The following is a 23,648-nucleotide window of genomic DNA, read 5'->3' on the forward strand; positions in this document are numbered from 1 at the left end:
TACGGTCGGTACTCGACGCGGGAAGGGAAGACCGAATGATCGACCATGTCCTTCTCGGGGTGCACCACCTCGACGAGAGCCGGCACTTCTACGAGAACGCGCTGCGCCCGCTGGGTGTCAAGGTGGTCGCCGAGGAGCCCGAAATGGTGGGCTTCGGCGATGACAGCGGGCGCCCGTTCTTCTGGCTGGCGGTTCGGGAGCCGACCCACCGCGTACACGTCGCCTTCACCGCGGCCGACCGGGCCGCGGTGGACGCCTTCCACGCTGCCGCGCTGCATGCCGGTGGAGTGGACAACGGGCCGCCGGGGCTCCGGCCGGACAACCACGAGAACTACTACGCGGCCTTCGCCTTCGACGCGGACGGGAACAACATCGAAGCGGTGTGCCAGAGGCCCGCGTAAAAGCGGGGCCGGTGAAAAGCCGGGTATGTGAGCATCGCAACTTTTGGGTGGTATCTCTTGAGACAGCCTCGGAGGTGACCACCATGCAAGCACCCCTGCCCGCGAACGAAACCGACCGGCTCGCCGCGCTCTACGAACTCGACATCCTCGACTCCGAACCGGAGAAGGACTTCGATGACATCGTGGCGCTGGCGTCGACCGTGTGCGGCGTACCGATGTCCCTCGTCAGCCTGCTCGATGCCGACCGGCAGTGGTTCAAGGCAAGCGTCGGCACCGATCTGACCGAGACCGCGCGGGACATCTCGTTCTGTTCCCACGCGATCCTCGGCAAGGACCTGCTGGTGGTGCCCGACGCCACCCAGGACCCGCGGTTCGCGGACAACCCCACGGTCGCCGAGGACGGGGGAATCAGGTTCTATGCGGGTGCCCCGCTGCTCACCACCGACGGGTACGCACTGGGCTCGCTCTGCGTCGTCGACTCGCAGCCCCGCCGGCTGGACCTCGAGCAACTGCAGGCCCTGCGCGCACTGGCCCGGCAGGTCACCTCGCAGCTGGAACTGCGTCGGTACGCGTCGGCGCTGGCCAACACCACGGCCCGGCTGCAGGTCCTCGAACGGCACAAGGACGAGCTCGCCTACCTGGTCGGCGGCGAACTCCGCTCCTCGCTGCGGCTGATGCGGTCCTACCTGGCAGACCTGGGCGACAAGGGTACGCACGACCTGGAACTCGCCGATCTGCTCGGCCGGGCGACGTCCGCGCACGTACGGGGCTTCTCGGAGCTGCTCGACCACCTGAACTCGATGGCCGAGGCGGGAAGCGGCAGCGACAGCCTGCATATGCGGGAGATCGATCTGACCCGGCTCACCCAGCGGGCGGTCGAGGCGGTGCGGCCGATCGCGGCGACGAAGCAGATCTGGATCCTCAACCAGAGCGGGGGCCCGACGCTGCCGATCATCGCGGACCCCGTACGCCTCGAACAGGTCCTCATGCATCTGCTCTTCGCGGCGATCAAGTACACGCCGTCCGGTGGCCGGGTCCGTGTCGGCACGGACATCGAGAGCGGTCCGACGGTACGCCTCGACGACATGGACATGCCCGACGGAATCCGCCCCGACCTGTTCCCGCACCTGTACTACGGAGCGATCGCCAGCCCGACGGTGGTGCCCGGCCCGGACAAGGGCATCGCGGTCGCCAAGCGGATCCTCGACGCACATCACGCCACCGTCGCCCTGTCCGACCGTCCCGGCGACGGCACGTCCCTGCACCTGGTGTTCCCCTTCGCCGAGCACGAGAACGAGCGTGAGCTCCAGCTCGTCTGATGATTCTGAGAGCCAGACCCGCCCCGCTCGGCTGCAGTTCGAGCGGGGCGGGTCCGTTCAGGCCCCGTGGGACGGCGTCTGGGACGGCACTGCCGGGCGCGCGGTGGCCCGGCCCGCGGCGGGGTGACCCACCACCGGAACCTGGTCGAGACTCGGCGGCCACGTGTCGACGGCCGGTGCGACCCCCTGCTTCGGCAGGACCAGCGGCCGTTCGGCGGCGGGCACCGACTTCACCCCGGACAGCCCGGCGCGGTGCAACTTGTGCCAGCGCAGCCGGCCCCCGGTCAGCGCGGTCACCGCGGACTGGATCAAAACCAGATACATGAGCTGCCGGTACGCGAACTGCTGCAACGGCAGCCGCCACAGCGGGAGGAGCGACTCGCGGTCGAAACGGAACGCCACCGCCGCGGTCACGAGCTGCAGCACGAGCATCATCAGCCAGGCGACGACGGTGTCGGTGAGCTCCCAGAAGACCAGCCCGTACACGAGCATGATGTCGACGACCGGGGCGAGCATCGGCAGCGCCACCCCGAACAGCGCGAGGAACGGCAGCCCGACCCGGCCGAAGCGACCCGACGGACCCGAATCCGTCAGCGCCCTGCGGTGCTTCCACATCGCCTGCATGGTCCCGTAGCTCCACCGGTAACGCTGGCGGTAGAGCTGTTCCAGCGTCGCCGGCGCCTCGGTCCAGGCCTTGGCGTGCTCGGCGTAGACGACCCGCCAGCCGTCGCGGCACAGCGCCATCGTCACGTCGGTGTCCTCGGCCAGCGTCTCGTCGCTGATCCCGCCGACCCGGGCCAGCGCCTCCCGCCGGAACGCCCCGATCGCGCCCGGCACGGTCGGCATGCAGTTCAGCATCTCGTAGAGGCGGCGGTCGAGGTTGAACCCGATCACGTACTCGATGTGCTGCCAGCCCGCGACCAGGCTGTTGCGGTTGCCGACCTTGACGTTGCCCGCCACGGCGCCCACGGTCGGGTCGGCGAACGGCTGCACCAGCATCCGTACCGAGTCCGGCTCGAAAACGGTATCGCCGTCGACGGTCACGATCAGGTCGTGGCGGGCCAGCGCGACACCGGTGTTGAGGGCGTTCGCCTTACCGCCGTTCGGGACACGGATCACGCGTACGTTCGGCAGGTGCATGCGTTCGACGAGCGCCGCGGTGCCGTCGGTCGAACCGTCGTCGACGACCACCACCTCGATCGCCGGGTAGTCGCCGCCGGCCAGCGAGCGCACGGCCGCCTCGATGCCCTCCTTCTCGTTGTAGGCGGGCACGATCACCGACACCGGATCGGTCACCGGCGGACCCCAGCTGAAGCCCCGCTTGCGGCGCTGCCGGGCATGCCGGGTCGCGAGCACCAGGAGCAGGCCGGTACGCGCGATCGTGAGCAGCCCGACCACGAGGAACAGCCCGGCGATCAACCACACCAGACCATCGGCTACGCGTACGGTCCAGATGAGCCCCGACCCGCGCAGTCGATCCGTCGGGGCCGCCGCGGGGTTGACCGGCAGCAGGGGCAGCGCGGCCGCGTCGGGCTGCTGCTCGATGGCGAGATTCAGCCCCTCGGTCACCGTCGTGAAGCGATACCCGCGCTGCTTCATCATCGGGATGAACGTTCGCAGCGCCTCGACGGTCTGCGCGCGGTTCCCGCCGGCGTCATGGAAGAGGATCACCGCGCCGACATCCCCGGGCGGCGACGCGTTCCTGACGATCTGTCCGACACCCGGCCGCTGCCAGTCCTCGCTGTCCATGTCGTTGACCACGACCAGATAGCCGTCCCGGCCGGCCTCTTTGACGATCTTCCAGTTGGTCTCGTCGATCGCCTGCGGTTTTGATGAGTACGGGAACCGCGCAAGATTTGTCCGTACGTTCGCCGCCCGGGCGATGGCCACCTGTGTCTGGGACAGCTCCAGGCTGCGCCGCCACGGTGCCACGCGCTGCAGGTTCGGATGCGTGAAGGTGTGCAGCCCCAGCTCGTGGCCCTCGTCGGCGATCCTCCTGGTCAGCTCCGGGTGACGCGCGACCTCGGAACCGATCACGAAGAACGTACCGTGCGCATCGTTCTCCTTGAGCACCTCGAGCACCTTCGGCGTCCACTCCGGATCGGGTCCGTCGTCGAACGTCAGCGCGATGGTCCGGGGCGGCAGCCGGTTCGAGCTCTCCTGCCCGCCCGTGGTGTTGATGATCGGCCCGCCACCGCGGATCGCCAGCGGCACCCCGGTCTGATCCCCGACCTCGGAATCCTTGTGATCCGACGTGAATTCAGAATTGATGTACGCCTGCACGACGAGCACACCCACGAAGAGCACGATCAGCAGCACGCCGAGCATCACCCTGGGCTGCGGGAGAATGCGCCGCCGCGACCGGCTGCGATTACGGTTGCGGCGGGCCGTCACGCGCTCACCTCGACACCGGCCACGGGCTTTGCCTCGGCCTCGGTCTCGCACTCCGCCTCGATCTTCACCTTCACGGACGGGGCGGGTTCGGGATCAGCATCCGGCTCGTCCCTGGCCGGCTCGTCCTCGGCCGGCTCGCTGCTCGGGCTCTGGTCTGCTTCTTGGCCCTCGCTCTCGTTCGGGCTTCGGTCCTGGCTGGCGCCGTCGTCCTGGCTGTCGCTGTCGTCCTCGCTCGTGCTTTCGTCCTCGCTCGCGCCTTCGTCTTCGTCCGTGCTGCTGTCGTCCTCGTTGGTCTGGCTGGTCGCCGGGGTGGGGGAGCCGCCGCCCTCACCACCGGTGCCGTCCTCGTCGCCGTCCTCCGCGGCGGGGGTGGTGGTTTCCTCCACGGGGAAGTCGGTGCCGGAATCACCGTCGCCACCGCCCTCGCCGCCCGTGCCCCCGGGCGGCGCCGGTACGACCGGAGCGCTGGGCGTCCCGGTGCTGGCCGGCGGGGTGGTCGCCGGTGTGGTGGGCTTGGTGGTCGTCGCCGACTCCGGGGTGCGGGACCCGGTCGGCGTCGGGCGCGGCTTGACCGTGGTCGGCCTCGGGACGGTGGCCGAGGTGGACCTGCGGGCCGCCGGAGTCGTACGCGCCGGCTGTCTGGCTGTGACCGTGCGTGCGGGGGACGCATCGCGGTTGGGAAAGACCTCGAGTATCGGCTGCGCACTCGCCGTCACACTGGTCTGCGGCGCCGGGGTCGGGCTCGGCCGGGGCGCGGCGACGTCCTTGTCATCGCCGTTGACAAGATCCGGCAGCGGCAGGACAGCATTGGAGCTGACCGGGCCACCGGCAAGACTGACACCGATCAACCCCCCGTAGGTCATACACAGGGCACCGAAGCCGTACGCGACGCGCGTCAGCACGCGCCGCCGGCGTCCGGTCGAGTCCACGAACACCGGCGAGGGGTGCGCGACCTCGATCACCTCGGTGTCGGACACATCGGCGTCGGCGGAAATCGGGTTCTGGGGCTCCTGCAATGTCACGCGGCGAGCTTAGGAACATCTAGGAAGATCACGATTGTCTTCACCTGTTCGACTGACCACCATAAGTGTCGATGAAATCAACCGAATCGGTGATGTCCCGCATTTGACCTGATCAACGAAGTGTGAGTCGCTCTTCACGCCGACGGCACTGACCTGCAACAAATGATTTCGCAAGCCGCGGTTACGTGATTATCGGCAAAATGTCGGTGTCATATTCTCGACTACCCGACACGCCATTCACGAACGCCATTCACAAACTGTTATGCGGCATAAGAAGGCAATATAGCATTATGTCCGTTTGGTCGCACCCGCCCCAGCGCCCGTAGCTGCAAGTGGCCACCCGATCACCTTCAGCCGCCCCGCCAGACCGGAATCGACAACAATTTAGTAAGTCGACCCATTGTGTCCGACAAGGCCGCTCGTTAAGCTCGTATTCGCACGCCCCTATCGCCCGCTTCCCCCGTGGCAGGCGATCGGGGCGTTGCCTATTTCCCCGAAATCCAGGCCCTCGCCGCCAGCCCAAGCCTCGCCGTGCCGAGCCCCCGCGCCGAGCCGGCCTCCTGCCGGTTCTCGCTCCCGCTGGTTGGTCTTCTGCAGGTTCTCGCTCGCACTGGTCCGGCTTTCCGCCGGATCTCACTCGCGCCATCGACCTCTTACCGATCGAACTCCTGCCAGGTCGAGCCCTCCCGATCGACCTCCTCCCGATCGAAATTGGGTCGATCGAGATCGGGTCGGGTCATTGTCCAGTCGAGTTCTTGCCGGTTGAAGCCGCGCGTGTTGAAGTCGCCTGGGCTGAAGCCGCACCGGTTGAAGCCGCGCGTGTTGAAGTCGCCTGGGCTGAAGTCGCACCGGTTGAAGCCGCGCATGCTGAAGCCGCCCGGGCTCAAGTCGCACCGGTTGAAGCCGCGCATGCTGAAGCCGCCCGGGCTCAAGTCGCGCCGGTTGATGTCGCACGGGTCTATGCCGCACGGGTCGAAGTGCGCGCCGGGCTGATCGGATGTCGATGAGGGGGCTGGCGTAGGTATCTGAGCCAGGAAGTCGGTGCATTCCCTGGACGTCTCTGGGTAACGCAGGGTAAGGCTGCGACTTCGGATGTCCTACGCAGCGAAATATAAGTGTGCGCTTGTGGGTCGGTGCCGCATGATGTTGCTCCGTAGTGGAGTCCGGCGCAACATCGAGTCTTGCGTGGTAATACATTACTTTTGCCAGCGTCACCCTGAGCTCGCGGTCCCTCACGCTCGGACGTGATCGCAACGCCCTCGAAATAGCGCGGTCGCAAGCTGCCGACCTGTCGCTCAGATAGCGGTAGCCCGACCCCATGCCGCCAGATCGCTCAGTGCCATCGCTCAGTGCCATCGCTCAGTGCCATCGCTCAGGGCCATCGCTCGAGGCCATCGCTCGAAACTGCCCGTAGGGCTATCTCGGGACAACCCGCAAGTGGATGCTCACAGGGCGATCCCGCAGGGCGGCTCCAGAGCAGCGGTTGCCCCGACGAGGCGTCCGCCCCGCAGAGAGAGTGCCCGCCCCAAGAGCGCCCCGCAGAGGGCGCCTGGCGCAGAGAGCGCCCGCCGCAACGAATGTCTGGCCCGGAGAGCGGGCCGGCTCGGGGCTGGTCAGATCCAGCGGCCGCCGAGCCACATTCGGGCTGACCAGTCGTCGTAGGGGATGAGCTGGCCTACGAAGATCGGGTAGAAGTAGGCGAAGCAGAGGGCTACGAGGATGACGTAGACGCCGGCCACGATGGTGCCGATGAGTTGTCTGTCTGTTCGGGCGGGGCCGGCGAGGGTGCCTGTTGGTGGGGTCATGATGGCGCCGAGGGTGTAGACGACGGCCAGGATGAGGAAGGGCAGGGCGGGGAGGGCGTAGAAGGAGAACATGGTGCGGCCGTCGGCGACTGCGAAGTAGAACCAGGGGAGTAGGCCTGCGACTACGCCGGTGCCGATGGCGAAGGCTCGCCAGTCGCGGCGGGCGATGCCGAACCACACCAGGGCGGCCAGGGCCGGCAGGAAGGACCACCACAGCAGCGGGGTGCCCAGGAGCAGGACCTCGGCGGCGCAGCTGGGGGCTCCGCAGTTGCCGTTGCCGTTCCAGTAGAAGGCGACGGGGCGGCCGAGGAGGAGCCACTGCCAGGGCCAGGACTGGTAGACGTGGCGGTCGGTCAGGCCGCTGTGAAAGTTGTAGGCCTCGTGGTGGTAGTGCATGAGGTTGAGGAGGGCGCCCAGGATCGGGGGCTCGCTCAGGCCGTTGGCCTCTCGATAATGGCGGAAGTAGCCGTCGTTGGTGACGAACCAGCCTGTCCAGGTGGCGAGGTAGAAGATGATCGACAGGACGAAGCTGAGGATCAGGTAGCCGAGATCGCCGAGCAGGCCGAAGACGACCGGGCGGCGTACTCCTGCGGAGCGGCGGGCCTGGATGCGCCAGACGACGACGAGCAGGCCGAAGAACGGGGCGAAGAAGAGTGCGCTCCATTTTACGCCGCAGGCGAGGCCGAAGGTGATGCCCGCGACCATCAGCCACCAGGGGAAGATGCGGGGCTGGCTGTGGGTGGTGGCCGGGTCGAAGCCGTCTTCCAGGCGATTCAGCCAGCGGCGGCGGTAGTGGTCGCGGTCGAGGACCAGGGCGGCGAAGGTCATCAGGATGAACAGGCCGAGGAAGATGTCCAGCAGCGAGGTGCGGGAGAGCACGAGCTGGAAGCCGTCGAGCGTCATCAGCAGGCCCGCGGTGCCGGCGAGCACGATCGAGTGGAACAGCCGGTAGGCGACCCGGATCAGGATCAGGATCATGAGCGTGCCGGCGATCGCCGCGGGTAGGCGCCAGCCCAGCTCGTTGTTGCCGTAGGCCTTCTCGCCGAGGGCGATCAGCCATTTGCCCAACGGCGGATGCACCACGTACGCGGGCCCGTTGCTCTTCTCGTCCCACTCGACGCCGTGCTGGAGCATGTCCCAGGCGTCGGTCGGGTAGTACACCTCGTCGAAGATGTAGCTCTTCGGGTGGGTGATCCCGACCAGCCGGAGCACCGCCGCGATCGCCACGATGATCATCGTGACCAACCAGGAGTACGGGTTCAGCCAGTTCTCGAGCGTGTTGAGGCGGCGCCGCACCGCGTCGGGGACGCCGCGCACGCCGACGGCCGCCGGCGCCTCCGGGGTCTCGTCGGCGGGCGTCGGGCTCGTGGTGTCAGTCTCAGCTGTCGCCGAAGTCACCACGCGATCGTAGGCCGTTCGTCCAGCCCGGTGCCCGGGACGCCCACGTGTACGGCGTGTGATGAACTCGGCGCGTGGAAGATGGCGTGCAGGAGAGCGGTACGGGCCGGGTCGTGCTGGTCGGTGCCCCGCTGGGCAACACCGGGGACGCCTCCACCCGGCTGCGCGAGGTTCTGACGACGGCGGACGTGGTGGCGGCCGAGGACACCCGGCGGCTGATCCGGCTGGCCAGGGATCTCGGGATCACCGTCAACGGCCGGATCACGTCGTATTTCGAGGGTAACGAGGAGCGGCGTACGCCGGATCTCGTCGAAGCTCTGCGTGGCGGCGCGGTGGTGGCCGTTGTCACGGACGGCGGCATGCCGAGCGTCTCCGACCCCGGGTACCGCCTGGTCCGGGCAGCGCTGGACGCAGGTTTCCCGGTGACCGCGGCGCCCGGCCCGAGTGCGGTGACCACCGCGCTGGCGCTGTCCGGCCTGCCCAGCGACCGGTTCTGTTTCGAGGGGTTCCTGCCGCGCACGGGGTCGCACCGGCGGTCCCGGCTGCGTGAGCTCGTCGCGGAGCCCCGCACGCTGGTCTTCTTCGAGGCTCCGCACCGCATCACCGCGTCGTTGCAGGACTTTGCGAGCGTCTTCGGCGCCGACCGGGAAGCCGCGGTGTGCCGGGAACTGACCAAGACGTACGAGGAGATCCGCCGCGGTCCCCTCGGTGAGCTGGCCGTCTGGTCGGCCGAGAGCGAGCCGCGCGGCGAGATCACGGTCGTGGTCGCGGGTGCGCCGGCCGGGCCCGCCGAGCGCCCGGCCGACGAGGACCTGCGCGCGGCGGTCGCCGAGCGGGAGGCCGGCGGCGCCACCCGGCGGGACGCCATCCAGGCCGTCGCCGACGCCTACGGCCTGCGCAAACGCGAGGTCTACGCCCTGGTCCACGCCCAATAGGCCGCGGCCGAGAAGCACGCCCAGCGGGCCGCGGCCGAAAGTGCCGAGAAGCACGCCCAGCGGGCCGCGGCCGAAAGTACCGAGAGGCACGCTCAGTAGGTCGCGATGAGGAAGCCGGCGAGCAGCAGCAGCGGCCCGGTGAGGCTGAGGAGCACCGCGCCGCGCCGGGCCTGGGCGGTCTCCAGCCGCCGGGCACCGGTCAGCGCGGCGATGCCGAGCCCGCAGAGCATCACCAGCACGAAGGCGAGGGTCCAGCGCAGGTGGACCAGCAGGCTCGTCTCGCCGACGTACGCCTGCCGACTGGTCATGCTCACCATCCGGGCCTGGCCGACGGAGCCGACGGTCCGCTGGCCGGCTTTCACGCCGAGCAGGGCGATGTTCTCGGCCTTGTAGGACCCGTTGGCAGCGGTGAAGGAGCCGGTGCACCGCTGGGTGACGCCTGATCCGGTGCATTGGGAGACGGTGGCAGTGCCTTCGCGGCCGTGCCCGACCGCCAGCCAGAACGGTTCGGCGCTGACCCAGGAGAAGAACGCGGCGACGAGTCCGAGTGCCAGCAGGGCGACAAGTCCGCCGACGGGGTGCCGGGGATCACGCGGTGGGCGCTTCGGGGGTCGTCCCGCGCCGAGCTTCTCCCGGGTCTCGGCGGGCGGCCACGCCGCATTGGCGGCGCGCTCCTCCTCGGTGCGCCAGAACGGCGAGGTCTCCAGCAGGGCGGCGGTGCGCTCCGCGCGTACCCGATCCTGAAGGGCCCGGTCGGCACGGGCCCGGTCCTCCCTCGCGCGACCGAGCCGCGACCGGGCCGGCGGTTTGGGCAGGGCAACGGTGGGCCGGTTGCGGTCCTGCTCAGGCACAGTCAATTCCTCGGGTACGCCCGGAGCAACGGTTTCGCCCTCCAGGGTCATCGGACCACCCGTCCGGGCACCGGGCGACCGGCCTACGGGCGGCTGGGAGATGGGCGGCTGGGTCAATGGCGGCTGGGTCAAGAGCGGCTGGATCGGGTCGTTGAGCGGGAGCGCGGCGAGCAGGTCGACGATCGTGGGCTCGTGATCCGGGTCGATCGGGGCTGCCTCGGGTACGGGTTTCGACGTGTACGCCGTACTCGTGCCCTGCGGGTTGAAGCGCTCGTTGCCCACCTGGTCGTGTGCCTGCTCGACGCCCTCGGTCCTCTCGGTCTTCCTGGCCCGATCCCGCTTGCGGGCGGGAGCGGGCTTCAGCGCGGCGCGTTCAGTCGGGGCCTCGCCGGTCAGCGCGGTGGTCGTGTCCTGCATCCCGGCCTCGTGCGCCGTCGCGGCCTCGCCCGTGTGCTCTGCCTGCTTCGGCGCTTCCAGGGTCTCGGCCGCCCCTCGCCGTGACCGGCTCCGCGTGGTCTCCTGCGGGCCGAGGTCGCCGGACCACCAGGTGCCGGTCCCCCGATCCGTCCAGGTCCACGGCTCGCCCTCGTGGCGTGGCGTTTGCCCAGGCTGGGGTGCGTCTCCGCTCATGGGTCCCATTGGACTACGGGTCGCGACGGCAAACAGGGCAGATAAGCCATGTGTCGGTCAAAAGGGTTGGTGACCCGTCCGTTCGCGCGATCCGGGGCGGGGTCACTACGCTTGCTGTTTATGAGTCACGTTCTAGCCGCGGTCGCCTGGCCCTACGCCAACGGCCCGCGTCACATCGGTCATGTCTCCGGCTTCGGGGTGCCCTCCGACGTTTTCAGCCGGTACATGCGGATGTCCGGCCACGACGTGCTCATGGTCTCGGGCACCGACGAGCACGGCACCCCGATCCAGGTCCAGGCCGACGCCGAGGGGGTCACGCCGCGCGAGCTGGCCGACCGCTACAACCGGGTCATCGTCGACGACCTGCACGGGCTCGGCCTGTCGTACGACCTGTTCACCCGGACCACGACGCGTAACCACTACTCCGTCGTGCAGGAGCTCTTCAAGGGCCTGTACGACAACGGCTACATCATCGCCAAGACCACGCTCGGGGCGATCTCGCCGTCGACCGGGCGCACCCTGCCCGACCGCTACATCGAGGGCACCTGCCCGATCTGCGGTTACGGCAGCGCCCGCGGCGACCAGTGCGACAACTGCGGCAACCAGCTCGACCCCGAGCAGCTGATCAACCCGAAGTCGCGGATCAACGGCGAGGTCCCGGAGTTCGTCGAGACCGAGCACTTCTTCCTCGACCTGCCGGCGTTCGCCGGGGCGCTGGGCAAGTGGCTCGACACCCGCAGCGACTGGCGTCCCAACGTGCTGAAGTTCTCCAAGAACCTGGTGGAGGACCTGCAGCCCCGCGCGATCACCCGCGACCTCGAGTGGGGCGTCCCGATCCCGCTGGAGGGCTGGGAGGACCGCAACGACAAGCGCATCTACGTGTGGTTCGACGCGGTCATCGGTTATCTGTCGGCGTCCATCGAGTGGGCGCGGCGCTCCGGCGACCCCGAGGCCTGGCGCAAGTGGTGGCAGGATTCCGGCGCGCTCGGTTACTACTTCATGGGCAAGGACAACATCGTCTTCCACTCGGTGATCTGGCCGTCGCTGCTGCTCGGTTACTCGGGTGAGGGCGACAAGGGTGGCCGGCCGGGCTCGCTGGGCGCGCTCAACCTACCCACCGAGGTGGTCTCGAGCGAGTACCTGACGATGGAGGGCCGCAAGTTCTCCTCGTCGCACAAGGTGGTCATCTACGTCCGCGACTTCCTCGAGCGTTACGACGCCGACGCGCTGCGGTATTTCATCGCCGCCGCGGGCCCGGAGTCCAACGACACCGACTTCACCTGGGCCGAGTTCGTCCGGCGCAACAACGACGAGCTGGTGGCCGGCTGGGGCAACCTCGTCAACCGGTCGGTCTCGATGGCGGCCAAGAACTTCGGCGCGATCCCCGAGGCCGGTGAGCTGACCGAGGACGACAAGGCGCTGCTCGACGTCGTTCGCAAGGGCTTCGACACCGTCGGCGAGCTGCTCGGCAAGCACCGGCAGAAGGCGGCGATCGGCGAGGCCATGCGGGTGGTCGCCGAGGCCAACAAGTACCTCTCCGACCAGGCGCCCTGGAAGCTCAAGGACGAGGCCACCAAGCCCCGGATGGGCACCATCCTGCACGTGGCGCTGCAGGTAATCAGCGATGCCAACACGTTGCTGACGCCGTTCCTGCCGCACTCCGCGCAGAAGGTGTTCGAGCTGCTCGGCGGCGTCGGGGTGCACGCGCCGATGCCGTCGGTCGTGGAGGTCGAGGACCTCGACGGCGGACCGTCCTATCCGGTGCTCACCGGCGACTACACCGTGGGTGCCAAGTGGGAGTCGGTGCCGCTGGTGGCCGGCACGCCGCTCGCCGCGCCGACGCCGATTTTCCGCAAACTCGACGTCTCGGTGATCGAGGAAGAGCTGGAGCGTCTCGCCTCCTGACACATTTATGCAGGTCAGCCCGTCGTGTGCATTCTCACGGCGGGCTTTCCTCAATTTTGGCTGGGAATCGGATTGATCAGGCTGGCTGCCGTCGGGTACTTTCATGCCCGACCACGGGGGAAACGCTTGCGTTTCATCGGTACGGCGCCGTTCTATCGTTGCGGCCCGTGCCGTATCGACATGTCTCCTTCGTCAGGGTCACCCCCCTCAAAGGAGTTTCCTTGAACGCACGCCTCAAGCGGCCGATCCTGGCCGTTGTTGTCAGCAGTGCCCTGCTGGCCGGCGGCGCTTTTGCCGCCTCGCCGGCCCTAGCCTCCGACTCCGGCCGTTCCGCCACCGCGGACGCGGGTGCGGTCCTGGCCGACGAGCCGACCCCGGACCCGTCCGAGACGACTCCGACCCCGGAGCCCTCCGAGACGACCCCGGCTCCGGACCCCTCGGAGACGACCCCGGCTCCCGAGCCCACCGACACGCCCACCACCTCGGCGCCGGAGCCCTCCGACACCCCCACCACCTCGGACCCCGAGCCGTCGGAGACCACCACTCCGCCCACGGAGCCCCCGACCTCGCCGCCGCCGACCACCCCGGTTGACACGGCCGCGCCGAAGGGCGCCTTCACCCTCAACACGACCTCGCTCTGGGTGGGCCAGAAGGTCACCTTCACCCAGGGTGCGGTGAGCGACGACCTGAGCCCGGCGAGCGCGATCGGCCGCGTCGTGAGCTGGGGCGACGGTACGTCGACGACGCTCAAGGCCACGGGCCAGGCGCCGGTCAACAAGCAGTACCTCAGGAACGGCAAGTTCACGATCACGCTGACCGTCAAGGACCAGGCCGGTAAGACCGCCAAGGTCACGAAGGTTCTGAACGTGACCGTGCCGGGCAAGTTCAAGATCAGCAAGTACGGCATCTGGCCCGGTGAGCGCGTCACCACCACGTTCAGCAGCGTCCCCGCCGGCACCACGCGGATCCGCTTCGACAACGGTGACGGCTACGTCCAGGAGATCAAGCCGAAGAACCAGGCGATCAAGGTCTTCTACTACCACCGCAAGAACGGCGGCCTGATCAAGGGCAAGGTCACCCTGCGGGCCACGTTCTACAACAAGTTCGGCGCGTCCTCCGCGGTCTACGTCGGTGTGGTCAACGTCAAGACCGACTCGTGGAAGCCCGTCGTCAAGGTCAAGAAGCCGAAGAACCCCACGAAGATCAAGTCGTGGAAGACCGTCACCGGCACGGTGTCGGACAAGGGTTCCGGCGCACCCTACGTGTACGTCTGGGTCACGCGGATCAACGGCAGCGCCGTCTACTGCTACACCCCGGCGAAGAAGTGGAAGCGCGTCTACTCGGAGGAGCAGTACAACAACTGCGCCCCGGTCGCCATCACTCCTTCCAAGGGCAAGTGGTCGCTGAAGATCAACGGCCTGGGCAAGGGCACGGTCTACGTCGACGCTCGCGCGTGGGACTGGGCCGACAACGCCAGCAAGTGGGCCTCGATCCAGTCGAAGGTCAAGTAAGCATCTGACACAGGAAAGCCCCGGTCTGCGTACGCGGACCGGGGCTTCTTGCTGTCCGGATCAGAGAACGTACGGCAACTCGGCGATGTGGTGATCGGCGAGCTCCCGGACCGGGGCCCACACCTCGTAGACGCCGCGTTCGTAGCAGCGGGCACCGACCTTGTTGATGGAGTCGGAGTCCGGGCGGACCAGTCGCAGGCGGGCCCAGGTCTCGTCGCGTTGCAGGACCCAGACCGGCACGTCCCGCCACAGTGCCTGCTCGGCCCGCCGGGACAGCGTCTCGACCTGGTAGCGCGCGGCCCGGGTGAGCGCCCGGACCCGGAACTCCTCGGGCGGGTCCGCGACGGCCTGGTATTCCTGATCCTTTATGCGCCCGACGAGCCGCGCCGAGCCGGCATCGGTACAGGGCACGTACTCGCGGTCCGGGCTGACCCCGGGGAGCCCCTCCAGCAGGTGCCGCCATCGCGGTCCGGCCAGCCGCAGCCAGCCGTGCTGCTCCGGCTGGTACGTGTACAGCACCACCTCGTCGCCGGTCCCCGGATATGCCAGGAGCTGGGCGTTCGCGGGCATCGGCAGGTCGGCGAAGCCCGCGGTGACGAATTCCGGGATCAGGTCGTCGGTGCTGGGCGTGAAGCCGGTGCCCAGCACCATCGAGCCGATCCGGGAGTGCGCGGGCACGGCGGGCAGTCCGGCCTGGACGCGGCCCATCGGGATCTCGAAGTCGATCGGGTCGGTGGCGCGCCAGCGCAGGGCGAAGGTCACGCCGTCGTCCGGGGCGCCGTCGGTGCGCAGGAAAGCGAGTTCGGCGGGGGTGCGCAGGTGGGCGATGTCGCAGGCGCGGTAACAGAAGCCGTAGGGCAGCCAGCCTGCCAGGTGCCCGGCGAGCTGGGCCGCGGAGAGAACCTTGACCATGCGGGTGCCACGGACCACCGCCGCGGTCGCGCGGATGCCCTGCAGCAGGGAATCCTGATGATGGCCGAACGACTGGCTCATCTCCTGGACCCGGCCCCACGTGAGGTCGCGTCGCAGGGGCGCCATCAGGGCGGGCTCTAGAGGGTCGGTGCCGACTTCGGATTCCTCACCGGTCACGGTCACTCGCAGCAACCTAGGGGTCGCGGGTGGACACAGGGTGAACGGAAGGTTACTCAGGCTTGCCGTGAAAAAAGTCTCGCGAGGTCATGTGTGATGCTGGTCGGCGATGAACAGCAACCCGCCCACCGAGAATCGCAAGCAGCGTGAGGCCCGTCGCCGGGGCGAGTTCCCGCCGCCGCCGGAGCCGCTGGCCGTCCCGGTCTTCGACAGTCACACCCATCTCGACATCACCGTCCACGAAGCCGGGATGCCCGCCGACAACGATCCCGTCGAGGCCCTTGTCTCCGCCGCCGCGAAGGTCGGCGTGGACCGGTTGGTGCAGGTCGGCGTCGACCTCGACTCGTCGCGGTGGGGCGCGGAGCTGGCCGCGCGGCACCCCAGCGTGCTCGCCGCCGTCGCCCTGCACCCCAACGAGGCGCCGCGGCTCGACGACCTCGACGAGGCGCTGCGGCAGATCGAGGCGCTGGCGGCCCAGCCCCGCGTACGCGGCCTGGGCGAAACCGGCCTCGACACGTTCCGTACCAGCGAGGAGGGCCGGGCCGCGCAGGAGCAGAGCTTCCGCGCCCACATCGCCATCGCCAAGCGGTACGCGAAGCCGTTGATCATCCACGACCGCGAGGCCCACCAGGACGTGCTGCGGGTCCTCGACGAGGAAGGCGCCCCGGACGTCGTGGTGCTGCACTGCTTCTCGGGCGACGCGGGCTTCGCGACCGAGTGCGTCCGCCGGGGTTTCCTGCTGAGCTTCGCCGGCACGATGACGTTCAAGAACGCGGGTTACCTGCGCGAGGCCGCCGCCCTGACGCCACCGTCGCAGATGCTGGTCGAGACGGATGCGCCCTACCTGACGCCGATGCCGTACCGCGGGCGTCCCAACGCTTCGTACCTGATCCCGGTCACGGTGCGGGCGCTCGCCGAGACCACAGGCCAGGACCTCGACACGCTCTGCGCGGCGATCTCGGCCAACGGTGAGCGCGTCTTCGGTCCCTGGAGCTAGCTCCTCAATCGAGCGGGTACGCCGCGCAGTCCAGCTGCTCGCCGAGGCCACCGAGGAGCTTGGCGAAGCTGGTCGGTGCGGAGTTGATCGGGCCGCGGGAGACGAAGCGGACCGCCCAGCGGTTACCCGTGGCAATGTTGAGGATGCGATGGACGACCAGGGCGCCGCGCTCGTCCAGCTCCACGCTGGTGACGCCTCTGTACCACCATTCGCCCTGCTGGGAGATCGAACGGGCGGCGCGGTCGACGACCACGGTGAGCGTGCTGCCGTCGCGGGTGACGGTGAACTCGTCGCCCTTCGCGGGCCTCGCCGTGCCGGTTGCCGCGATCGGTGACCGCCCGCCCGGCCGCGCGTCGAGCAGCACGGCGGCAACCTCGTCCGGTGTCGCTTCGACTACGCCTCGCAGCTGCAGCAGCTCCGTCATGCCCATCGTTGTACTCCCCCGGCACCACTGCCGCTGCCCCGTGACCGACCGTCACGCCTGCGGGGATGTCCCCGCGCCGCACTGCGTAGGCTGTGACGTCATGGCTGACGCACTCCTCGGCCCGGCGGAGATCCGGGAACTGGCGGGCCGGCTCGGGGTGGCGCCGACGAAGAAGCTCGGCCAGAACTTCGTGCACGACCCCAACACCGTGCGGCGCATCGTCACCGCGGCCGGGCTCACCCCCGACGACGTGGTGCTCGAGGTCGGCCCCGGTCTCGGCTCCCTCACCCTGGGCCTGCTCGGCACCGCTGCCCACGTCCACGCCGTCGAGCTCGACCCGGTCCTGGCCGCGGCCCTCCCCGAGACGGTCACCGCCCGCGCCGACGTCACGAAACTGACCGTGCACGCGGGCGACGCACTCAAGGTCACCGCGGGCCAGCTCACGCCGCCGCCGACGATGCTCGTGGCGAACCTCCCGTACAACGTCGCGGTGCCCGTGGTCCTGCACCTGCTGAGCGTGCTCCCTACGCTGCGCGGCGGCCTCGTCATGGTGCAGAAGGAGGTCGCCGACCGGCTGGTCGCGGGTCCCGGCTCCAAGATCTACGGCGTCCCCTCGGTCAAACTCGCCTGGTACGCCGATTCCCGCGCCGCCGGCCGCGTACCCCCCGCGGTCTTCTGGCCCGTCCCCAACGTCGACTCCGGCCTGGTCCACTTCTCCCGCCACGCCACCCCGGTCGCCGACGTCTCCCGCGCCCTGGTCTTCCGCATCATCGACGCCGCCTTCGCCCAGCGCCGCAAAACCCTGCGCGCAGCCCTCGCCGGCTGGGCGGGCGGCGCGGACAACGCAGAGAAGGTCCTGCTCGCGGCAGGCATCAGCCCCCAGACCCGCGGCGAAGCCCTCACCGTCACCGAATTCGCCGCCATCGCCACAGCCGCCACCGCCCTCGGCCACGGCGGTAAGCTCAGCCCGACCGGCAGGCAGCACGAGGAGGTGGACTCATGACGGCAGAACCGACAGGCCCCGCCATGTGGAGCCCCGACCCCATCCGCCAGCGCGCCGCAGATCACTCGATCGAAGACGTTCTCAATCTTCCCGATGACGCCCCCCGCGTCGAACTCCGCGACGGAGTCATGATTGTGGTCCCCTCACCGACGATCGGCCACCAGAACATCGGCAACCTGCTCTGGCTTTGGCTTCGTCAGCACGCGCCGGATTCTTTCCTCGCTGTTACCGCAGTTGGTGTGGCGATGGGATTCAGGGACAGCCTCGAGCCGGACGTGTTGCTTCTCCACCGGCCTGTTCCTGACAGCAACCACTACGTCCTTCCCTCACAGGTCGCCGTTGCCGTAGAGATTGTGTCGCCAGGTACAAAACGGCGTGACCGGCTCGAGAAGCCTGCGGAATATGCGGCGGTCGGCATCCCCCACTTCTGGCGTATCGAGCAGGGTCCGCTTCGGATTTTCGCGTATGACCTGGTGGATGGGCAGTATCAGTTGGCAGGCGAAGGCAACTCGGAGAGCGACCTGGAGCTGACGGCGCCGTTTGAGATCAAGCTGCCGATCCGGGAAATTACTCCGTGACGGAGGCTTGGGGGCCGGACGACGACAAGCCGCGCCGGTTCGCCGGACCGGTGAAGGTCCGGGTGCCTGCGAAGATCAATCTGCATCTGGGCGTGGGGCCGGTGCGGCCGGACGGGTTCCACGAGCTCAACACCGTCTATCACGCGATCAGCCTGTTCGATGAGCTGACGGCGCGGCCCGGGGACACTCTCACGCTGACCATGGAGGGTGAGGGCACCGGGGAGCTGGAGCTGGACGACAGCAACCTGATCATCCGGGCGGCCCGGGCGCTGGCGCAGAAGGCGCGGGTGCCCGCTCATGCCCGCCTGCACCTGCGGAAGACGATTCCGCTGGCCGGAGGGCTGGCCGGGGGCAGTGCGGACGCCGCGGCGACGCTGCTGGCCTGTGATCTGCTCTGGGGCACCGGGTACGGCAAGGATGAGCTGGCGGAGATCGGTGCCGAGCTGGGCTCCGACATTCCGTTCCTGTTGCAGGGTGGCACGGCGCTGGGCACCGGGCACGGGGAGGCGGTCAGTCCGATTCTTGCCCGGCCGACCACGTGGCACTGGGTGGTGGCGATCGCCGAGGGCGGGTTGTCGACGCCGGAGGTCTATCGCGAGCTGGACCGGTTGCGGGGGAGTACCTGGTCGCCGGAGCCGTTGGAGAGCCCGGGGCAGTTGATGGCAGCGCTACGCCAGCGGAGGCCCGAGGTGTTGGGCGCGGCGCTGGCCAATGACCTGCAGCCTGCGGCGTTGTCGTTGCGGCCGGCGTTGGCGGAGGTGCTCAAGGCGGGGTACGACGCGGGTGCGCTGGCCGGGATCGTCTCCGGGTCGGGGCCTACCTGCGTCTTCCTGACCAGCGACGCCGCGCATGCCGATAAGGTGGCCGTGGGCCTGCGGGACTCGGGCGTGTGCCGGGACGCCGTTGCCGCTCGTGGTCCGATGCCGGGCGCCCGGGCGGTCTGACCCGGCGGGGCCCGGCTAGGCTGGACCTCATCGTGGCCAATATCGTCAATCTGGACCGGGTCAGCAAGGGATACGGCGCAGCCGGTCAATTGCTCACCGACGTTTCTCTCGGGCTCGACGACGACGCCAGGGTCGGCATTGTCGGCCTCAACGGCGCCGGGAAGTCGACGCTCCTGCGCATGCTTGCCAAGATCGAGGAGCCCGACTCCGGTCGGGTCACTCTCCGTCGTGACCTGCGGGTCGCCACCCTTCCGCAGACGTTCACGCTGGCGGCCGAGGCCACCGTGCGTGATGTCGTGCTGGGCACCGCCTGGCTCGCCGAGGGGATGGGCGCCGAGCACGAGTGGGCCGGCGACGCGGGGGTGCGCGAGATCCTGGACGGCCTCGGCATGGGGCACCTGGGGCTCGAGACGCCGGTGGGGCCGATGTCCGGTGGTGAGCGCCGCCGGGTCGCCCTCGCCGCGCTGCTCGTGCGCGAGTCCGACCTGCTGATCCTCGACGAGCCCACCAACCATCTCGACGTGGCCGGCGTGGACTGGCTGGCCCGTTATCTGCTCGGCCGGCGTGGCTCGCTGGTGGTCGTCACGCACGACCGCTGGTTCCTCGACGCCGTCTGCACCGCGACCTGGGAGGTCGTGGACGAGCAGGTCCACACGTACGAGGGCGGCTACGCGGCCTGGACCCTCGCGCGGGCCGAGCGTCAGCGGGTCGCCGCGACCATGGAGGCCCGCCGGCAGAACCTGCTCCGCAAGGAGATCGCCTGGCTGCGGCGCGGGCCGCCGGCGCGGACGTCCAAACCGCAGTTCCGGATCGACGCGGCCAACGCGCTGATCGCGGATGTGCCGCCGGTGCGTGACACGGTCAGCCTGCAGCGGCTCGCCACCACCCGGCTCGGCAAGCAGGTCTTCGACCTCGAGGATGTCACCCTGCGCGCGGGGGAGAAGCCGATCCTCGGCAACCTCACCTGGCAGGTCGGCCCCGGTGACCGGATCGCGATTCTGGGCGCCAACGGTGCCGGCAAGACCACGCTGCTGCGACTGCTCGCCGGCATCACCAAGCCGGACGGCGGCCGGCTGGTCACCGGTTCGACGGTGAAGGCGGCGTTCCTGTCGCAGGAGCTGCGGGAGCTGCCCGGGCACATGCGACTGCTGGAGGCGGTCGAGGACGTGGCCCGGCGGGTCCGGCTCGGCGACCGCGAGCTCTCGGCGGGGCAGCTCGCCGAGGTGTTCGGCTTCACGGACAAGCGCATCTGGACGCCGGTCAGCGACCTTTCCGGTGGTGAGCGCCGGCGGCTGCAGATGCTGCGCCTGCTCGCCGCCGAGCCCAACGTGCTGCTGCTCGACGAACCCACCAACGACCTGGACACCGACACCCTCGCGTCGCTGGAGGATCTGCTCGACTCGTGGCCGGGCACGATGATCGTCGCCAGCCACGACCGTTACCTGGTCGAGCGGGTGACCGACACGGCCTTCGGGATGTTCGGCGACGGCCGGCTGGTGCACCTGCCCGGCGGCATCGACGAATACCTGGAACGCGGGGCCAAGATCTCCGGAGCGCGGCGGGTGGCGTCCCTGTCGGCCGAGGCCGGGAGCGCGTCGGCGGCGGGCAGATCGGGCCCGGCGATGTCGTCGACCGATCTGCGGCAGGCGAAGAAGGACCTGACGCGGATGGAACGGCAGCTCAGCAAGCTTGACGACAAGATCGTCAAGATCAACGAGAGCCTGGCCGTCAACGGCAGCAACTACGACAAGCTCGTCGAGCTGGACTCGCAGCTCAAGGCGGCGCAGACGGAGCGGGCCCAGGTCGAGGAGGCCTGGCTGGAGCTGGCGGAGCAGGTCCCGGACGTCTGATCCGGGGGTGCTCCTGCGGGCTCTCCCGCGATGCGCGAGAATCTTCGTGACACAAATCGAGCTTGGAGACGAACCATGGCGCACACCCCGGTCAATCACCCGCTGCGGCCGATCTACCGCGCCCTGGGCGCGCTGGCCGGGTTGTATCTGGTCGTGTTCGGGATCGTGGGCGTCATCGTCACCGCCGGTGACGGCCTCTTCGGCACGTCGGGTGACCGGGTGCTCGGCCAGGGCACCAACCTGTTCTGGGCGATCGTCTCAGTGCTCGTCGGCGCGATCGTGTTGATCGCCACCGTCATCGGGCGCAACTCCGACGTCGAGGTCGACAAGTACTTCGGCTGGGGCCTGCTCGTGGTCGGCAGCTACTCGCTCGCCGCCAGCCGCACGGACGCCAACTTCCTCGACTGGAGCATCGCGACCGTCATCGTGACCTACCTGATCGGCACGATCCTGATCACGGTGAGCCTCTACAGCAAGGTCGTGTCGCCTTCGCAGACCGGCGCTCCGCGTCAGGTGCGCGAGTCGCAGCACGCCTGATGGCCCACTACCCGCTCGATCATCACCTGCGCCAGCCCTACCGCCTGCTCGCCGCGGCCTCGGGCCTCTACATGACCGTGGCCGGCCTGCTCGGTGTCGCCGCCTCCTGGGGCGAGTCGTTCTTCGGTCACGGCTCCGACTGGGCGCTGGGGCTGCGCTTCAATCCCGCGGGCGCCTGGCTGTCGACGCTGGCTGGCCTCGCGGTGCTGGCCGCGGCAGCGCTCGGCGGCAACGTGCATCACCGGGTCAGCATGGTCCTCGGCTGGGCCCTCATGGCGGTGGCGATGGTGGTGCTGGCCGCCATCCAGACCGACGCGAATTTCCTGAACGTCTCGATGGTGAACGTCATCGTCCTGGCGCTGCTCGGCCTGTTCGTGCTCACCGCCGGCCTCTACGGCCAGGTGCGCACCGCAGGCAACCGGGGCTGACCACCGCCCCGCTCACTGTCATGTAGCTCCGCCACGCCCCGTGACTTCGTCCGGGGCGTGATTGCTGTCGGGAACCCGCGAATCCCCCAGCGACGAGACCCGCCTCGCCCACACCGTCGGCCTGCGCGCGGCGGGCAGCTACGACAACGTCGTCCTGCTCGGCGGCCCCGCCCTTGAGAACACGCTGAACACATTCGCGTTCGACGCCACCACCCAGAAATACCTCGGACCGTCGCGACCCTGCCCGTCCAGGCCGCCGACCTGACCCTCCACGCCGGAACCATCGTCGTCTCCGCGACCGACGGCGGCGGTAGCATCGCCTCGTTCGGCGCCCCGCCCCGCCCCGATCTCCATAATCCACATTCACGGCACCACCGACCCGACCATCCGTACGCCGGAGGCCCCGGCAAACGCACCACCCGCCTCCCCGCACCCGCCTGCTCGCCACCTGGCGTCGGACAGCCCACTGCCCACCCCCCGACACCGGGACACCGCAACACCGCAACACCGCGACATCGGGCACGGTCTCGACGGTCTCAGCGGCCTGCCCCCGGCCGAGCGGTCCAACTCATCACAGGGAAGGCCCGGCCACCAATGGCCGGGCCTAACCCCAACCCGCCGTCGAACGCTTCTTCTACCTCGACGCCCCTCCCCGGCCCTCGGCGCCGCTCTCGTTCGCCCAACTGATGAAGCACTTCGGAGTCGGCAGTTCCACGCTGACCGACGGGTTGCGGGCATCGCGCCCCCTGGTTGGACCAAGCGGCCCACGCCAAGGACGACATCCGCGAGCGCGCCGTGGAGCTTCGTGCCCAGGGGTGGGCGGTCAACTACCTCTCCATGAGGTTGGGTGCTGCGAAGTCGATGGCCTACGCCTGGGGCAGCGAACGGGCCCGGCAGGAGCAGGATCACGCCGCGGTAATGGCAGCCGGGCGGTGGGAGGGCAAGAACGCCGAACGCGACCGGTTGCGCGCTGAAGTTCACGGTGCCGCCTCGATCACTGTCGGTGATCTGTCGGAGCGAGGCCTTCAGCTGGTGGGTGCGCTATCTACTGGCGGGAGGGCTCCAAGTCGAAGCCGTGGCGCCGACTCGATCGGCTGACAATCATCACAGTGACCCGGGGTTCCTGAGACTGTTTCTGCGGTTCCTCGCCGTATGCGGGCGGGAGCGGGACGCCATGCGCTATCGCATGCACATCCGTGAGACGGCTGACGCGGAGCGGCCGCCGGGCTGGTGGGCCCGCGAGCTTGACCTGCCGCGCGATCTGTTTCAGCGACCGACGATCAAGCGTCATGTGCCGGCCACCAAACGGCTGAACACTGGCGCCCGCTATCACGGGTGCCTTGTCATCGTGGTGCCACGATCGCGAGATCTGTACTGGAGGGTGGAGGGCTTGAGGGCGGCGTTGACGCGGCTGGGATAGTGAGTTGAGATAGTGGTTCGTGCCGGTTCTGCGCCAAGCGATAGTGTGGCCATCGGACCGATCGGCTGTGGTGTAATTGGCAACACGGTGGACTTTGACTCCTCTATTTCAGGTTCGAACCCTGGCAGCCGAGCAATTTTTGTGATATAGGCCCACCCCTTGCGGGGGCCCAGCGGTTGAAGTGGCACCGCGCTCTAGCACGCAACA

21 protein-coding genes and 1 tRNA gene are annotated in these 23,648 nt (G+C 68.9%); 15 read left to right on the forward strand and 7 right to left on the reverse strand.

The annotated features are described in order from the left end of the window. The first annotated feature begins 35 nt into the window (after positions 1-35). Together Aco04nite_RS29765 and Aco04nite_RS29770 are read left to right on the forward strand one after the other, a co-directional pair. Positions 36-401, forward strand: coding sequence for a VOC family protein (locus tag Aco04nite_RS29765; RefSeq protein WP_213000541.1), 366 nt, complete (start codon positions 36-38; stop codon positions 399-401). An 83-nt stretch (positions 402-484) separates the two neighbouring features. Next, positions 485-1,720, forward strand: coding sequence for a GAF domain-containing sensor histidine kinase (locus tag Aco04nite_RS29770; protein WP_213000542.1), 1,236 nt, complete (start codon positions 485-487; stop codon positions 1,718-1,720). Between the two features lie 57 nt (positions 1,721-1,777). Here the strand turns inward: Aco04nite_RS29770 and Aco04nite_RS29775 are convergent, their stop codons facing one another. From Aco04nite_RS29775 to Aco04nite_RS29790, 4 genes are all read right to left on the reverse strand, one after another. After that, complete coding sequence (locus Aco04nite_RS29775) at positions 1,778-4,114, reverse strand: bifunctional polysaccharide deacetylase/glycosyltransferase family 2 protein (RefSeq protein WP_213000543.1); 2,337 nt, start codon at positions 4,112-4,114, stop codon at positions 1,778-1,780. Beyond that, on the reverse strand, positions 4,111-5,136 hold the full coding sequence (locus Aco04nite_RS29780; protein ID WP_213000544.1) for a hypothetical protein: 1,026 nt from the start codon (positions 5,134-5,136) through the stop codon (positions 4,111-4,113). Before Aco04nite_RS29780 ends, Aco04nite_RS29775 begins: the two co-directional genes overlap by 4 nt. A gap of 653 nt (positions 5,137-5,789) precedes the next feature. Then, positions 5,790-6,047 (reverse strand): hypothetical protein, encoded by a 258-nt coding sequence (locus Aco04nite_RS29785; RefSeq protein ID WP_213000545.1) that lies wholly within the window; start codon positions 6,045-6,047, stop codon positions 5,790-5,792. A 702-nt stretch (positions 6,048-6,749) separates the two neighbouring features. Continuing rightward, positions 6,750-8,339 carry a dolichyl-phosphate-mannose--protein mannosyltransferase gene (locus Aco04nite_RS29790; RefSeq protein WP_438874950.1) on the reverse strand — a complete coding sequence of 530 codons (1,590 nt, stop codon included), beginning with the start codon at positions 8,337-8,339 and terminating at the stop codon, positions 6,750-6,752. Between the two features lie 74 nt (positions 8,340-8,413). On the opposite strand from Aco04nite_RS29790, the gene rsmI reads away from it, so the two are divergent. Further along, positions 8,414-9,274, forward strand: coding sequence for a 16S rRNA (cytidine(1402)-2'-O)-methyltransferase (gene rsmI, locus Aco04nite_RS29795; protein ID WP_244876392.1), 861 nt, complete (start codon positions 8,414-8,416; stop codon positions 9,272-9,274). Positions 9,275-9,366: 92 nt separating this feature from the next. On the opposite strand, the gene Aco04nite_RS29800 is transcribed toward rsmI, so the two are convergent. After that, the gene (locus Aco04nite_RS29800) at positions 9,367-10,755 is read right to left on the reverse strand and encodes a hypothetical protein (RefSeq protein WP_213000547.1); all 1,389 of its coding nucleotides are present in this window, start codon (positions 10,753-10,755) and stop codon (positions 9,367-9,369) included. A gap of 120 nt (positions 10,756-10,875) precedes the next feature. Here Aco04nite_RS29800 and metG point away from each other — a divergent pair, with 120 nt between their 5' ends. Both metG and Aco04nite_RS29810 read left to right on the forward strand, forming a co-directional pair. After that, a complete protein-coding gene (metG, locus tag Aco04nite_RS29805; RefSeq protein ID WP_213000548.1) occupies positions 10,876-12,660 on the forward strand; it encodes a methionine--tRNA ligase in 1,785 nt (594 codons plus the stop codon). Between the two features lie 221 nt (positions 12,661-12,881). Next, a complete protein-coding gene (locus Aco04nite_RS29810; protein WP_213000549.1) occupies positions 12,882-14,171 on the forward strand; it encodes a PKD domain-containing protein in 1,290 nt (429 codons plus the stop codon). Between the two features lie 60 nt (positions 14,172-14,231). Here the strand turns inward: Aco04nite_RS29810 and Aco04nite_RS29815 are convergent, their stop codons facing one another. Then, positions 14,232-15,266, reverse strand: a complete 1,035-nt coding sequence (locus tag Aco04nite_RS29815; protein WP_213000550.1) for a hypothetical protein — start codon at positions 15,264-15,266, stop codon at positions 14,232-14,234. Between the two features lie 103 nt (positions 15,267-15,369). On the opposite strand from Aco04nite_RS29815, the gene Aco04nite_RS29820 reads away from it, so the two are divergent. Next, positions 15,370-16,257: a TatD family hydrolase gene (locus Aco04nite_RS29820; protein WP_213000551.1), complete on the forward strand. Its 888-nt coding sequence runs from the start codon at positions 15,370-15,372 to the stop codon at positions 16,255-16,257. Between the two features lie 4 nt (positions 16,258-16,261). Here Aco04nite_RS29820 and Aco04nite_RS29825 read toward each other — a convergent pair whose 3' ends face one another. Continuing rightward, entirely contained in the window at positions 16,262-16,681 is a 420-nt protein-coding gene (locus Aco04nite_RS29825) for a hypothetical protein (RefSeq protein ID WP_213000552.1), read from the reverse strand. 100 nt (positions 16,682-16,781) lie between these two features. On the opposite strand from Aco04nite_RS29825, the gene rsmA reads away from it, so the two are divergent. The 9 genes from rsmA to Aco04nite_RS29870 all read left to right on the forward strand — a co-directional run bounded on the left by rsmA (position 16,782) and on the right by Aco04nite_RS29870 (position 23,574). Beyond that, positions 16,782-17,684, forward strand: coding sequence for a 16S rRNA (adenine(1518)-N(6)/adenine(1519)-N(6))-dimethyltransferase RsmA (rsmA, locus tag Aco04nite_RS29830; RefSeq protein WP_213000553.1), 903 nt, complete (start codon positions 16,782-16,784; stop codon positions 17,682-17,684). After that, positions 17,681-18,262, forward strand: coding sequence for a Uma2 family endonuclease (locus tag Aco04nite_RS29835; protein WP_213000554.1), 582 nt, complete (start codon positions 17,681-17,683; stop codon positions 18,260-18,262). Before rsmA ends, Aco04nite_RS29835 begins: the two co-directional genes overlap by 4 nt. Continuing rightward, positions 18,259-19,206: a 4-(cytidine 5'-diphospho)-2-C-methyl-D-erythritol kinase gene (locus tag Aco04nite_RS29840; RefSeq protein ID WP_213000555.1), complete on the forward strand. Its 948-nt coding sequence runs from the start codon at positions 18,259-18,261 to the stop codon at positions 19,204-19,206. Before Aco04nite_RS29835 ends, Aco04nite_RS29840 begins: the two co-directional genes overlap by 4 nt. A 32-nt stretch (positions 19,207-19,238) precedes the next feature. Then, positions 19,239-21,056 (forward strand): ABC-F family ATP-binding cassette domain-containing protein, encoded by a 1,818-nt coding sequence (locus tag Aco04nite_RS29845; RefSeq protein ID WP_203838259.1) that lies wholly within the window; start codon positions 19,239-19,241, stop codon positions 21,054-21,056. Positions 21,057-21,131: 75 nt separating this feature from the next. Further along, positions 21,132-21,593, forward strand: coding sequence for a DUF4383 domain-containing protein (locus Aco04nite_RS29850; RefSeq protein ID WP_213000556.1), 462 nt, complete (start codon positions 21,132-21,134; stop codon positions 21,591-21,593). Further along, on the forward strand, positions 21,593-22,021 hold the full coding sequence (locus Aco04nite_RS29855) for a DUF4383 domain-containing protein (protein ID WP_213000557.1): 429 nt from the start codon (positions 21,593-21,595) through the stop codon (positions 22,019-22,021). The genes Aco04nite_RS29850 and Aco04nite_RS29855 overlap by 1 nt, the downstream gene beginning before the upstream one ends. 61 nt (positions 22,022-22,082) lie before the next feature. Further along, positions 22,083-22,286 (forward strand): hypothetical protein, encoded by a 204-nt coding sequence (locus Aco04nite_RS29860; protein WP_213000558.1) that lies wholly within the window; start codon positions 22,083-22,085, stop codon positions 22,284-22,286. A gap of 485 nt (positions 22,287-22,771) precedes the next feature. Beyond that, positions 22,772-23,119 carry a hypothetical protein gene (locus Aco04nite_RS29865; protein WP_213000559.1) on the forward strand — a complete coding sequence of 116 codons (348 nt, stop codon included), beginning with the start codon at positions 22,772-22,774 and terminating at the stop codon, positions 23,117-23,119. Positions 23,120-23,502: 383 nt separating this feature from the next. After that, positions 23,503-23,574 (forward strand) — tRNA-Gln (locus Aco04nite_RS29870). Positions 23,575-23,648 lie beyond the last annotated feature (74 nt).

Source organism: Winogradskya consettensis (assembly GCF_018332715.1).
GTDB lineage: Bacteria > Actinomycetota > Actinomycetes > Mycobacteriales > Micromonosporaceae > Actinoplanes > Actinoplanes consettensis.